Source organism: Winogradskyella sp. MH6 (assembly GCF_022810765.1).
Taxonomy (GTDB): Bacteria; Bacteroidota; Bacteroidia; order Flavobacteriales; family Flavobacteriaceae; genus Winogradskyella.
The window spans coordinates 2,776,271-2,790,097 of the sequence record NZ_CP094494.1; the positions used below are offsets into that span (position 1 = coordinate 2,776,271).

The window sequence follows — 13,827 nt, forward strand, 5'->3', positions numbered from 1 at the left end:
AAACAATAGACTTTTTTATCCTATGACTGCAATGTCGTAAGGATAATTTGCTGTATTCGGTGTTTTTCTTACACCAATGTCTAACTGTTTAATAATCAAAGCCAATGCTCAATAAAAGCATCAAATTTTTAATAGAAAATAAACTCGTTGCAGTTCTGCTACTCGTCCTTTTTGTAGGATGGGGAACGGTTAATGCACCTTTCAATAGGGATACTGGTTTCTTACCAAGTAATCCAGTTGCTGTAGATGCCATACCAGATATAGGCGAAAACCAACAAATCGTTTTTACCAAATGGGATGGTCGCTCACCACAAGATATAGAAGACCAAATTACCTATCCATTAACCACATCATTATTGGGTATTCCTGGAGTAAAAACCATTCGTAGCTCGTCTATGTTTGGCTTTTCCAGTATCTACATCATTTTTGAAGAAGATATAGAGTTTTACTGGAGTCGAAGTCGCATTCTCGAAAAACTAAATTCCTTACCAAGTGGTTTATTACCTGATGGTGTTAATCCTGCTTTGGGACCAGATGCTACAGGATTAGGTCAAATATTTTGGTACACACTCGAAGGTCGTGATGAAAATGGAAATGTAACGGGTGGTTGGGATTTGCACGAATTACGTAGTATTCAAGATTACTATGTAAAATATGCATTGTCATCTGCAAGTGGTGTATCTGAAGTTGCATCTATTGGTGGTTACGTGCAAGAATATCAAGTTGATGTAAACCCAGAGTTAATGCGTCAATATAATATTGGCTTGCACCATATTGTAAAAGCAGTTAAAGAAAGTAACCGAGATATTGGAGCACAGACTTTAGAAATCAATCAAGCCGAATATCTGGTACGTGGTTTGGGTTATGTGAAATCCATAGCAGACATCGAAAATGCAGTTGTAACTTCAGAAGATTACACAGCTATCAAAATTAAAGATGTGGCAAAAGTGTCTTTAGGTCCTGCAACAAGACGTGGAATTTTAGACAAAGAAGGTGCAGAAGTGGTTGGTGGTGTTGTAGTAGCACGTTATGGCGCTAACCCAATGGAAGTGATTAATAATGTAAAAGCCAAAATAAACGAATTAAGCGCAGGACTACCTACAAAAACGTTGGCAGATGGTAGAACATCACAAGTAACTATAGTACCATTTTACGACCGTACAGAATTGATTCAAGAAACATTGGGTACACTCAATGAAGCCTTAACTTTAGAAATACTCATTACCATTTTGGTCATTATCATAATGGTATTTAATCTTCGTGCTTCCGTATTGATTTCAGGGCTATTACCTGTTGCGGTGTTAATGGTATTTATAGCAATGAAGCTCTTTGGTGTCGATGCCAATATTGTAGCACTATCAGGCATTGCTATTGCTATTGGTACAATGGTAGATGTTGGTGTCATACTTTCAGAAAACATCGTAAGGCATTTAGACGAAAACGAAAACAAATTACCAATAAACACAGTCGTTTACAACGCAACAGCAGAAGTATCTGGTGCAATCGTAACCGCAGTAATGACAACCATTATCAGTTTTATTCCTGTATTTACAATGATTGGTGCAGAAGGAAAACTATTTAGACCATTAGCATTTACTAAAACCTTTGCTTTAACAGCGTCCATAATTGTAGCCTTATTTCTAATACCACCGTTTGCGGCCTTTTTATTCCGAAAAAAGAGCATTCAAAAACATTTTAAATATGCTTTAAACGGTGTTTTAATAGTATTAGGAATAGCAGCAATAATTTATGGATATTGGTTAGGTGTCATACTCATCGCTTTTGGTGTCACAGCTTTATTAAATCTTCAAAACAAGATTTCAGATAAACAAGCAAACTTTGCCAACATCATCATTTCTGCTTCGGCAATTGTATTCTTATTAGCAGAATATTGGCGACCGTTAGGAGTAAACGAAAGCATCTTCTTAAACCTCATTTTTGTAGCTATTATTTGTTTTGGCTTGTTAGGTGTATTTGGATTATTCATTAAATACTACACACGTATTTTAAGATGGTGTTTAGACAATAAATTATTATTTCTTTCCATACCTACAGCAATTGTCATAGCAGGCTTTTTCATAATGAAAAACACAGGTAAAGAGTTTATGCCATCCTTAAACGAAGGTTCTTTTCTATTAATGCCAACTTCAATGCCACACTCTGGAGTAGAAGAAAATAAGCGCGTTTTACAGCAATTGGATATGGCAGTAGCCAGTATTCCAGAGATTGAAACCGTTGTGGGTAAAGCAGGAAGAACAGAATCAGCTTTAGATCCTGCACCATTATCAATGTATGAAAACATCATTCAATACAAACCTGAATATATGCTGAATGATAAAGGAGGGCGTCAACGCTATAAGGTCAACAATGATGGTGAGTATGTATTAAAAAACGGAATGTCATTGCGAGCGGAACAACGTGAAGCGTGGCAATCTCTAAATGTAAAAGAACAATTAATCCCAGACGATGATGGCGAGTTTTACCGAAACTGGCGACCAGAAATACAATCACCAGACGATATTTGGAACGAAATTGTAAAAGTCACCAAATTACCAGGCGTCACATCAGCACCAAAACTACAACCTATTGAAACCCGATTGGTAATGCTACAAACAGGAATGCGTGCACCAATGGGAATCAAAATAAAAGGGCAAGATTTAAAAGAAATTGAAGCTTTTGGAATGCAGTTAGAAACCATTTTAAAAGAAGCTGAAGGTGTAAAGGATGAAGCCGTTTTTGCAGACCGTATTGTGGGTAAACCGTATTTGCTAATTGATATTGATAGAGAAAAAATTGCACGTTATGGTGTAAGTATTGAAGAGGTGCAAAACGTATTAAAAGTAGCTGTTGGTGGTATGTCCTTAACCCAAACCGTGGAAGGTCGTGAGCGTTATGGCGTTCGTGTGCGCTACCCAAGAGAATTAAGAGCCAACCCAACCGATTTACAGCAAATTTACGTGCCTGTTGAAAAAGGTAGTCCTGTACCTTTAAGCGAATTGGCAACCATTCGTTACGAGCAAGGGCCACAAGTCATTAAAAGTGAAGACACCTTTTTAGTAGGCTATGTGTTGTTTGATAAAATGGATGGCTATGCAGAAGTAAATGTAGTAGAAAATGCACAAGCCATGATACAAAGTAAGATTGATGCAGGCGAATTAATAGTTCCAAAAGGCATTAACTATCAATTTACAGGAACTTACGAAAACCAATTACGTGCCGAAAAAACCTTATCGGTAGTTGTACCATTAGCATTGGCTATCATCTTCTTAATTCTGTATTTCCAATTCCGTTCGGTGGGTACATCCTTAATGGTTTTTACAGGGATTGCAGTAGCTTTTGCAGGTGGCTTTTTAATGATATGGTTATACGGACAATCGTGGTTTTTAAACTTCAGTGTCTTTGGTGAAAACCTACGTGATTTATTCCAAATGCACACCATTAATTTAAGTGTAGCTGTTTGGGTAGGCTTCATTGCTCTATTTGGTATAGCAACCGATGACGGAGTAGTAATGGCAACCTATTTAACACAAACATTTGACAGAAATTCACCAGAAACAAAAAAGGAAATTAGAGCCTCTATTGTAGAAGCAGGCGAGAAGCGTATTAGACCGTGTTTAATGACTACAGCAACAACCATTTTAGCACTCTTGCCTGTACTCACATCAACAGGACGAGGAAGCGATATAATGATTCCTATGGCCATACCAAGTTTTGGCGGAATGCTTATCGCTTTAATCACCTTGTTTGTTGTACCAGTTTTGTATAGCTGGAAAGCCGAAGTTCAACTTAAAAGTGCATCAAAATGAAATCTATAAAAACAGTCTTTTTTCTTTTTTCTATTCTCTTTTGTCTCAAAGGAAACGCCCAACAATTAGAAACATTAATTAACGAGGCGTTAGAGAACAATCCCGAGATTCAAAAATTCGAGTTGCAATACAAAAGAGTTTCAGAAAAAGTAAACGAAGTCAATACCATTCCAAATACAGAATTTGGTGTTGGCTACTTTGTTAGCGAACCCGAAACACGAACAGGCGCACAACGGTTTAAAGTATCAGCAAAACAAATGTTGCCTTGGTTTGGTACAATTACCTCTCGTGAAGATTATGTAACATCACTTGCAGATGCGAAGTATGAAGAGATTGTTATTGCCAAACGTAAACTAATGGCTTCGGTATCTCAATCCTATTACAATCTGTATGCAAACCAAGCAAAACAGCAAGTGTTGAGTGATAATATTAAATTGTTGGAAACCTATGAAACAATGGCATTGACTTCTGTTGAGGTAGGTAAGGCGTCAGCAGTAGATGTATTACGTTTGCAAATGCGTCAAAACGAAATGCAACAATTAAAAGATGTATTGCAACAACAGTTTTTAGCGGAACAAACTAATTTTAATAATCTATTGAATAGAGAAAATGATGTTGTGGTAAACGAAATCGAAGAATTGATGATGCCTTTAGAAGACTTTGATACTACAACTCAAAATTTAGCATTGCATCCTGAACTGCTCAAATATGATAAACTCTACCAATCCGTAGAACAATCCGAATTATTAAACCAAAAAGAAAGCAGTCCGATGATTGGCTTTGGGTTGGATTATATCAATGTTGAGAAGCGACCAGATATGGATTTTAGCGATAACGGAAAAGACATTATAATGCCAATGGTATCAGTATCAATTCCAATATTCAACAAAAAGTACAAATCACAAACCAAACAGAATGAGTTGCAACAACAAGAAATTCTTTCACAAAAACAAGAACGCTTAAATACTTTGGAAACCCTTTTAAGCAAAGCCATTAACGAACGAATTTCTGCAAGAATTAGTTATGCCACCCAAACCAAAAACTTAAAACAGGCTAAAGATGCAGAAGATATTTTAATCAAAAGCTACGAAACAGGAAACATTGATTTTAATGATGTTTTGGATATACAGGAATTGCAATTAAAGTTTCAAATGAACCAAATAGAATCTGTTAAGTCCTACTATGTTCAAAGTGCCATAATTAATTATTTAATTCAGTAAACAATGAAACATACATATCATATACACGGAATGACTTGTAACGGTTGTCGTACTCACGTAGAGGAAACACTTTCAAAAGTACAAGGCGTTTCAAAAGTAACTGTTAACCTTGAAAAAGCCGAAGCTACCATCGAAATGGAAAAGCATATTCCGTTAGAAATCTTTCAAAAGGCCTTAAAAGATGATGGTGGTAGATACAGCATTCATAACCAAGGGGAACATCATCATCATTCAAAACAGAAAACGGAGAAAACCCAAAAAGGCAAAGGAACAGGTACTTTTTACTGCCCAATGCATTGCGAGGGTGATAAAACCTACGATAAATCAGGCGATTGTCCTGTATGCGGAATGGATTTGGTTGAAGAACAAAATCTATCAACATCAAATGCAGAACAATGGACGTGTCCAATGCATCCTGAAATTGTAAAAGATGAAGCAGGTTCCTGTCCCATTTGCGGTATGGATTTAGTACCAATGCAACCTGACCTTTCAGCAGAAGAAAAGACCTATAAAAAACTATTGAAAAAGTTTTGGATTGCCACAGCATTTACCTTACCAATTTTCTTGATTGCAATGAGCGAAATGCTACAAAGCAATCCCTTATACGATATAATGGAACAGAAATATTGGAATTGGGTACAATTCGTTTTATCCATTCCAGTGGTATTTTATGCAACTTGGATGTTCTTTGAACGAGCTTACAAAAGCATTAAAACGTGGAACCTCAATATGTTTACACTTATTGGTATAGGTGCAGGTGTAGCGTGGTTATTTAGTGTGATTGGTATGGTGTTTCCTGATGTATTTCCTAATGAGTTTAAAACCGAATCGGGAGCAGTTCACGTGTATTTTGAGGCGGCAACAGTTATTTTAACCTTGGTATTGTTAGGTCAATTATTGGAAGCTCGTGCGCATAGTAAAACCAATTCCGCTGTAAAAGAATTACTGAAATTAGCACCTAACAAAGCTATAAAAATAGTTGATGGTGAAGAGGTTGAAGTGAGTATTGACAAGATAGAACTTAACGATATTCTTAAAGTAAAACCAGGTGATAAAATCCCTGTTGATGGTATTATTACAGAGGGAGAAACCAGTATTGACGAATCAATGATTACTGGTGAACCTATCCCAGTTAATAAGGTTAAAGAAGATAAAGTCAGTAGCGGTACAATAAATGGCAACCAAGCCTTTTTGATGAAAGCGGAAAAAGTAGGTAGCGACACATTACTTTCCCAAATCATACATATGGTAAACGATGCTAGTAGAAGTCGTGCCCCTATTCAAAATCTTGCAGATAAAGTATCGGGTTACTTCGTACCTGTGGTAGTCATTATTTCTGTTATCACTTTTATTGTTTGGGCTATTTGGGGACCAGAACCTGCCTATGTATATGCGTTGGTCAATGCTATTGCTGTTTTGATTATCGCGTGTCCTTGTGCGTTAGGTTTAGCAACACCAATGTCTGTAATGGTTGGTGTGGGCAAAGGTGCTCAAAATGGTGTATTGATTAAAAATGCCGAAGCTCTTGAAAAAATGAATAAGGTAAATACCCTTATTGTGGATAAAACAGGAACAATAACGGAAGGCAAACCAACAGTTGAAAAAGTAGGCGCTTTTGGAAATGGTTTTAGTGAAAATGAGGTGTTAAATTTTATAGTTTCCTTAAATACTAATAGCGAACACCCATTAGCAGAAGCAACCGTTAAATACGGTAAAGAACATAATGCCGAAATTCTAAAATCAACCAATTTTAGTGCAGTTACAGGAAAAGGTGTTGAAGCTGAAATTGATAGTAAAAAAATAGCTTTAGGTAATCCAAAAATGATGGAATATGCCAAAGCAGATATTACTTCTAAAATGAAAGACGAAGCTAAATCTTACCAAAAACAAGGTAAGACAGTTTCTTATTTATCATTAGATGAAACCGTTGTAGGATATGTTGTTATAGGAGATAAAATAAAAGATACCAGTGCAAAAGCTATACAAGAATTGCAAAGCAAAGGGGTTGATGTAATAATGCTTACAGGCGATAATCACGATACTGCACAAGCAGTAGCATCAGAATTAAATCTAGCAGATTTTAAAGCGAGTATGTTACCCGAAGACAAATTAAAAGAAGTTGAGAAACTTCAAAATGAAGGTAAAGTGGTTGCTATGGCAGGCGATGGTATTAACGATGCACCGGCATTGGCAAAAAGTGATGTAGGGATTGCAATGGGTACAGGAACAGATGTCGCTATTGAAAGTGCAATGATAACCTTGGTAAAAGGCGATTTACACGGTATTGTAAAAGCCCGTCATTTAAGTAGTGCAGTAATGAAGAACATCAAACAAAATCTATTTTTTGCTCTTATCTATAACACATTAGGTGTGCCTATTGCAGCAGGTGTGTTATTTCCATTCTTTGGAATATTATTATCACCTATGATTGCAGCTTTGGCAATGAGTTTTAGTTCAGTTTCAGTTATAGGTAATGCATTACGATTAAGAACAATTAAAGTATAACCATAAAATTAAATAATATGGAAAATTCAAAAGAACACTCAAACAAAGGAAACTATAAAACCTTCTTTATAATGTTGGCTTGCTCATTTGTAGCAATGTACATTACAATGTATTTAAATACCTATTCAATAGACCATGTGTATTTTAGTTTAACAAGATTCTATATGACTTGCTTGGGTATTTCAGCAATGGCAGTAATAATGTGGTTTTTTATGCGAAAAATGTATAATGATAGAAAGAAAAATATAGCAATTCTTGCAGGTAGTTTTATTCTGTTTATAGGGGCTTTAGGGTTAGTAAGAGCACAAGCACCAATTATTGGTGATGTCCTTTGGATGAAAGCAATGATTCCTCATCACTCTATCGCTATTTTAACAAGTGAAAGGGCAGATATTCAAGACCCAGAAGTAAAAAAACTGGCAGAAGATATTATTGAAGCACAACGCAAGGAAATAGAAGAAATGAAAGCAATGATAAAACGATTAGAAAATGAAAACAAATAAGATACTAATCTATTTAGGAATATTAGCAGTTGGTTTATTATTAGGTTGGTTGCTATTTGGTGGTTCATCAAAAGAAGCAGCAGACCATAATCAAAATGAAGTTACACAAACTAATCAATTATGGACGTGCTCTATGCATCCACAAATTATGCAACCAGAACCAGGCGATTGTCCCATTTGTGGAATGGACTTAATTCCTGCCGAGGCTGGTGCAGATGGATTAACAGCAGACCAGTTTAAATTAACAGCTAATGCAATGGCTTTAGCAAACATTCAAACTACAATTGTAGGTAATGGTTCAGTCGAAAATGGAATCATAAAACTATCGGGTAAAATAGCTGAAAATGAAGAAGCCAATGCAGTACAAGTGAGTTATTTTTCTGGTAGAATTGAACGGTTGAATATCAGTTTTACAGGTGAAGAAGTACGTAAAGGTCAATTGTTGGCAACAATCTATTCACCAGAATTATATGCAGCTCAACAAGAATTGATTACAGCGGCTTCTTTAAAAGCATCGCAACCTGCTTTATACAAAGCGGTTCGTAATAAATTAAAGCTTTGGAAATTGTCTGAAACTCAAATCAACCAAATTGAATCCTCTGGAAAAGTCATTGAAAATTTCCCTGTGTATGCTACCGTTTCAGGCACGGTGACTGAAAAATTAGTGGAACAAGGCGATTATATTAAGCAAGGTCAGCCTTTGTTGAAAATTGCTAATCTCAATACGGTTTGGGCAAATTTTGATGTGTATGAAAATCAAATTGAACAATTCAAGAAAGGGCAAGAAGTTAATATAATTACCAATGCTTATCCTAATAAACAATTTAAAGGAAAAGTAGATTTTATAGACCCAATTTTAAATACCAAAACTCGTACTGTAGATTTACGTGTGGTTTTAAATAATAAAGAAGCCATTTTTAAACCAGGAATGTTTGTAACCGCAGAAATTGAAAGTACTAAAACCAATGCAAAAGAAGTAATAACGATACCATCGTCAGCAGTACTTTGGACAGGTGAACGTTCTGTAGTCTATATCAAATCAAATCCAAACGAACCTGTTTTTGAATTGAAAGAAGTGGCTTTAGGTAAAAAAATCGGTGATAATTATGAGGTATTAGAGGGATTATTTACAGGAAATGAAATTGTTACCAACGGAACGTTTACGGTGGATGCTGCTGCACAACTACAGGGCAAAAAGTCAATGATGAACAAGCAAGGTGGTAAAACAATGACAGGTCACGAAGGTCATTTAGGTATGGATAATAATACATCAAAAAATGAAAGTGACCATACTAATATGAATGAACGCTTAAAAGTATCAGAGAAATTTCAAGAGCAATTAAAAGAGGTATACAATGATTACATCAATTTAAAAGATGCTTTAGTAAAAGAAGACTCAAAAGGTAGTTCACAAAATGCATCATCTTTACTATCAAATTTGAGTAGGGTAGATATGAAATTGCTTAAAGATGAAGCGCACAATCATTGGATGCCATTAGTAGATGAAATAAAATCTTCTGCAACTTCAATTTCTGAAACGTCCGATATAAAATCACAAAGAGACCATTTTAAACATTTATCATCACATTTAATAAAAGCGGTTCAAATATTTGGTGTAAATGAAAAGGTATATGTAGAATTTTGCCCTATGGCAGATAACAATAACGGAGCCTATTGGTTAAGTAAAGAAGAACAAATCTTGAATCCATATTTTGGTGATGCAATGCTTAAATGTGGTGAGGTTAAACAAACAATAGAATAAATAAACACAGATAATAATTAAATTTTTAAACAATGAAATCGAAGATTCACGAAAACAAATTAAAAAAAATGGAAATTATGAGTAAAAAAGTAATTTTAAGTGTAGCTGTAATAGTAGCTATGGGATTAACAAGTTGTAAAAACGAAACTAAAAAAGTTGAAGAAACTACAACAACGGAAGTATCAAAAGAAATCGCAATGACAGATTTATCTTTTGGCGTAAGAGGTAATTGTGGTATGTGTAAAACTACCATTGAAAAAGCAGCCAATAGTGTAGAAGGTGTGGCAAGTGCCAATTGGGATGTTGATAAAAAGAAAATTGATGTTTCTTTTGATGATACCAAAACAGATGCAATGGCAATTCATAATGCAATCGCAGCTTCAGGGTATGATACTGAAAAAGTAGCAGGAAATGAAGAAGCCTATAAAAATTTACCTGGTTGTTGCCAATACGATCACGAAATGATGATGAATCAATCTGGTGAAATGAAAAGTGATGTCCATTCAAATCACGATCATTAAGCAAATAATTTAAGAGTCTTTTTCGGAAGGCTCTTTTTTTACATTTTAATTTTAAAAGGGCAGGTAATAAGGTGTTCGTCAGTTGTTCCATTTTGTTCCATAAAGCATAATCACAAATGCGTTGCATTGGTGCTTACCATACATAGCACTACTGCGGTGACACATCCTCGTTAGCACTATGTATTTGCTTTACTTCACACACTACACAACTTCCTCACCCGCAGCTACTCTTGCACCCCAAACCCCAATAAGGTGTGTGCTCGTGGCACACAAAACATAAATTGGGGTACAACCGCTGCTTAATAATTTGGCTCGCCTGCTGTTCGCTGCGGGCTAATCAGGGTGTCACAGTTTTTGAAGGCAGCCATTTTGCATATACAATAACCGCTTCAAGAAATTTGAAGTATGCGCATACTTTTAAAACCGCTTTAATAGCTGATTAAATAGATTTTAAAACCCAAAAGCGGATTATTCTATATTGCAAACGCACAGCAAGAGTAACGCATTCAGTCAGCTATTTCAGCCACGACACAACCCATTTTTAAATTGGCAATTGCTCGTTAGTAAATTTTATAATCCTCAATTTCCTTAATCTACTTAAATCCTTATAATTAAATAGCGTTAAGCACTCACAATTGCTAAAATTTAAAAAAGGTAGCCACCCTTCAATAGCTTCATTCAATTGTTACACTTGCTTTCCCACGCTACACCCACGCTAAAGCCACCGGCATCAAAAACCTGCGCCACCCTTGCGTTTTCAACGTAGGTGTGGTAGCCCTATCGGGCTATTTTCCCACACCACCCTTGCTCAACTCGCTGGCGGCTCGCTATTATGGCTATCGCCATACGCTACGCGATTACCTGCTAAAGAAACATTGTCGAAAAAAGAAAACCCTCGAAAAGAGGGCTTTACTATTATGGTGTTGATTTTAGTTTAAACTTAAACTTCCACAACAGAAGCATTTGGAGCATTAGTTTTAACAGAAGCTATACCATTTTCCATTCCAGAGGAAGACTCATACATTTCACTGGTCCCAATCACTTGTCCATTACTGGCTTTTAAATTGAAATAATGTTTACCATTACTTGATATTTTTCTATCGAATTTACTATCATCTTGCGAATTTTTCCGAACAGATTCAATACCATTCATACAACCAGCTTTTGCTGAATAACCTTCACTTGCTAATATGGTTTGACCATTGTTAGCTTTTAACCTAAAACGATACTCATTTCGAGCATCTTGATATACTTCAAATTTTGCCATAATGCTTTTATTTATAATTATCCTTAAATATACGGAAAAGGAAAAAAAAGATTGCAAAGATAGATGGCTACCTTCATCCTACGCTCATCATACTATAAAGTTCAAGCCCTACGGGTTTTGAAAAAAATCTTGCACCTTTGGTAAGGCGCAAATTTCAAAACCCTTTCCATCAGCAATATTTTTTCCAAAAAACTTGACAGTATGTCAACGCCATCAAAGAAACGGCTTTCTTTTTTCTCTTTTTCTTTGTAAAAAAAATATTCATTTTTTTATTTCTGATGCAAAAGGAAGCAATCTAAAGCAACAAAATCCATATCTAACGAATAGCATAAAAGTTGCCATATATTTCAACGGAATGTACAACTTCGTGTCAAGTCCGTACCAAGTCCGAAGAAAAGTAAGTTTCATTTAAATCATTTATGTTATGGGTAAAATTGCTCAAGGAATTTTAGGAGGGCTTTCCGGTAAGGTTGGAAACATTATCGGTGGAAGCTGGAAAGGTATTGACTACATCAGAATTAAACCTTCAAGTGTAGCCAATCCAAGAACAGTAGGTCAGGTAAACCAAAGAACCAAGTTTACTGTGACTTTAGAATTTATTCAGGCTGTAAAACCATTCATCCAAAAAGGATATAAGTTTTTAGCAGTGAAGAAAACAGCATTTAATGCTGCGATGTCTTATGTGTTGAATAATGCCATTACAGGAGTCGAACCAGACTTTGAGGTGGATTATGCAACCGCATTAGTAAGTAGAGGCGGTTTATCAACTGCTTTGAACCCTTCTACAGATCTTGCAACACCTGGAGAGGTAACTTTTAACTGGGATGATAACTCTGCTGAAGGTAACGCCAACGCTACCGATAAAGCAATGTTATTGGTTTACAATCCATCAAAGAAAGAATCTATTTCTTTAACAGATGGAGCAGACAGAACAGTAGGGACCCAAATTGTTGCAATTCCAACAACCTACGCAGGAGATACTGTAGAGCTATTTATGGCATTTATAACTGCCGATGGTAGCCAAGTATCAAACAGTACTTATTTAGGCTCTGGGATAGCCAATTAATAGCTTGGTGCTTTTATTTGAAAACCGCTCAAATCGAGCGGTTTTTTTATGTTATATTCGTAAGTGAATTTATTAATGATTGCTCTTGTTTTACTCTTTTATGCATTTTTTGTATCCTATTTGTTGCCCAAATGCTGTAACTATCGTAAAATCAAGGATAATTACATATTGTATCGGTAAATAGATCTATTTTTTATAAGCTTTTTCTTGTATCGCTTTTTGATATGCTCTAGGCGACATTGAAGTTTCTTTCTTAAATGCATTGTAAAAAGCTGAAGAGGTATTAAAACCAACATCGTATGCTAGATCTTCAATTTTTTCATTGGCATGATCTGGTTTTGATAATTTTTCTGTAATAGACTTGATTCTAAAACTATTGATGACTTCAGGAAAACTTTTTTTATAAATAGACTTTGTAGCTCTAGATACTAAATAGGTTGGTGTGTCGATAGCTTCAGCAAATTTTGCTAAAGTAATTGCTGGCTGCAGGTATATATTATCATCTTCTATTGCAGAGGTTATTTTTTGCAGCAGAGATTTTGGTAATACTTTATTGGCTTTTTTAATTACTGATGGCGATTGTAAAGCATAAAAGAATAAGAAATATATAACCAAAGACGATAACCCGATTCCAATGGCATAATTAGTTATGGTTTCTCCTAAAAGCTGATAGATCAATATTGCTGATAAAGCTACCAACCCATAAAACAAAGCGTTAAGCCATTTACTCGATAAATCTGACTTAAATATAAATTTAGCTCCAATGTAGCCCAGATAACTGGCTAAACTGATATTGGCTAGCAAATACATTTCATAGCCAAGATTTCTGTTAACAACAATAACTGTAAAGCCAACGATTGGAAATATGAGATGTAAAAAAGCTATGGGATTTAGTTTTGTATTATTTGATTTACTGATAGAGAAATACAGTAATGCCAAGGGACCTATACAGGCAAACCCAAAGAAACCTAAAGCAATACCTACAGAAGAAATCTCAGGAAGCGAATAATAAAAAATTGATTTTGAAATCCTAAAAGCTATTGCAACAAAGAGTAGTCCTAAAGTAAGATCTTTTAGTCTATGTTCTTTTTTTATGAACAAAAAATAACTTGCTAAAAAAACACACGAGGTTACTGCAATACTAGAAAATATAATCAGTGTAATAGAGGTATTCATC

General features: G+C 35.4%; 9 protein-coding genes. 7 read left to right on the forward strand and 2 right to left on the reverse strand.

Annotation, left to right across the window (positions count from 1 at the left end; translation table 11 throughout):
* The first annotated feature begins 104 nt into the window (after positions 1-104).
* The 6 genes from MST30_RS12465 to MST30_RS12490 all read left to right on the forward strand — a co-directional run bounded on the left by MST30_RS12465 (position 105) and on the right by MST30_RS12490 (position 10,317).
* Positions 105-3,806 carry an efflux RND transporter permease subunit gene (locus MST30_RS12465; protein WP_243471734.1) on the forward strand — a complete coding sequence of 1,234 codons (3,702 nt, stop codon included), beginning with the start codon at positions 105-107 and terminating at the stop codon, positions 3,804-3,806.
* Positions 3,803-5,026 carry a TolC family protein gene (locus MST30_RS12470; protein WP_062618778.1) on the forward strand — a complete coding sequence of 408 codons (1,224 nt, stop codon included), beginning with the start codon at positions 3,803-3,805 and terminating at the stop codon, positions 5,024-5,026. The genes MST30_RS12465 and MST30_RS12470 overlap by 4 nt, the downstream gene beginning before the upstream one ends.
* A 3-nt stretch (positions 5,027-5,029) precedes the next feature.
* Positions 5,030-7,531 carry a heavy metal translocating P-type ATPase gene (locus tag MST30_RS12475; protein ID WP_243471735.1) on the forward strand — a complete coding sequence of 834 codons (2,502 nt, stop codon included), beginning with the start codon at positions 5,030-5,032 and terminating at the stop codon, positions 7,529-7,531.
* 17 nt (positions 7,532-7,548) lie between these two features.
* Positions 7,549-8,034, forward strand: a complete 486-nt coding sequence (locus MST30_RS12480; protein WP_129760632.1) for a DUF305 domain-containing protein — start codon at positions 7,549-7,551, stop codon at positions 8,032-8,034.
* The gene (locus MST30_RS12485; protein ID WP_243471736.1) at positions 8,021-9,796 is read left to right on the forward strand and encodes an efflux RND transporter periplasmic adaptor subunit; all 1,776 of its coding nucleotides are present in this window, start codon (positions 8,021-8,023) and stop codon (positions 9,794-9,796) included. Before MST30_RS12480 ends, MST30_RS12485 begins: the two co-directional genes overlap by 14 nt.
* A gap of 77 nt (positions 9,797-9,873) precedes the next feature.
* Positions 9,874-10,317, forward strand: a complete 444-nt coding sequence (locus MST30_RS12490; RefSeq protein WP_134200222.1) for a heavy-metal-associated domain-containing protein — start codon at positions 9,874-9,876, stop codon at positions 10,315-10,317.
* A 940-nt stretch (positions 10,318-11,257) separates the two neighbouring features.
* Here MST30_RS12490 and MST30_RS12495 read toward each other — a convergent pair.
* Positions 11,258-11,584, reverse strand: coding sequence for a YegP family protein (locus tag MST30_RS12495; protein WP_134200220.1), 327 nt, complete (start codon positions 11,582-11,584; stop codon positions 11,258-11,260).
* Positions 11,585-12,008: 424 nt separating this feature from the next.
* Here MST30_RS12495 and MST30_RS12500 point away from each other — a divergent pair, with 424 nt between their 5' ends.
* Positions 12,009-12,650: a DUF6266 family protein gene (locus MST30_RS12500; protein WP_243471737.1), complete on the forward strand. Its 642-nt coding sequence runs from the start codon at positions 12,009-12,011 to the stop codon at positions 12,648-12,650.
* A gap of 186 nt (positions 12,651-12,836) precedes the next feature.
* Here the strand turns inward: MST30_RS12500 and MST30_RS12505 are convergent, their stop codons facing one another.
* Positions 12,837-13,826, reverse strand: a complete 990-nt coding sequence (locus MST30_RS12505; RefSeq protein ID WP_243471738.1) for a helix-turn-helix domain-containing protein — start codon at positions 13,824-13,826, stop codon at positions 12,837-12,839.
* Position 13,827 lies beyond the last annotated feature (1 nt).

Excerpts from the sequence above, each read along its gene's own strand:
- MST30_RS12480 (WP_129760632.1), top strand. The coding sequence starts at position 7,549 with ATGGAAAATTCAAAAGAACACTCAAACAAAGGAAACTATAAAACCTTC.
- MST30_RS12505 (WP_243471738.1), bottom strand. The coding sequence starts at position 13,826 with ATGAATACCTCTATTACACTGATTATATTTTCTAGTATTGCAGTAACC.
- MST30_RS12475 (WP_243471735.1), top strand. The coding sequence starts at position 5,030 with ATGAAACATACATATCATATACACGGAATGACTTGTAACGGTTGTCGT.
- MST30_RS12500 (WP_243471737.1), top strand. The coding sequence starts at position 12,009 with ATGGGTAAAATTGCTCAAGGAATTTTAGGAGGGCTTTCCGGTAAGGTT.
- MST30_RS12485 (WP_243471736.1), top strand. The coding sequence starts at position 8,021 with ATGAAAACAAATAAGATACTAATCTATTTAGGAATATTAGCAGTTGGT.
- MST30_RS12465 (WP_243471734.1), top strand. The coding sequence starts at position 105 with ATGCTCAATAAAAGCATCAAATTTTTAATAGAAAATAAACTCGTTGCA.
- MST30_RS12495 (WP_134200220.1), bottom strand. The coding sequence starts at position 11,584 with ATGGCAAAATTTGAAGTATATCAAGATGCTCGAAATGAGTATCGTTTT.
- MST30_RS12490 (WP_134200222.1), top strand. The coding sequence starts at position 9,874 with ATGAGTAAAAAAGTAATTTTAAGTGTAGCTGTAATAGTAGCTATGGGA.
- MST30_RS12470 (WP_062618778.1), top strand. The coding sequence starts at position 3,803 with ATGAAATCTATAAAAACAGTCTTTTTTCTTTTTTCTATTCTCTTTTGT.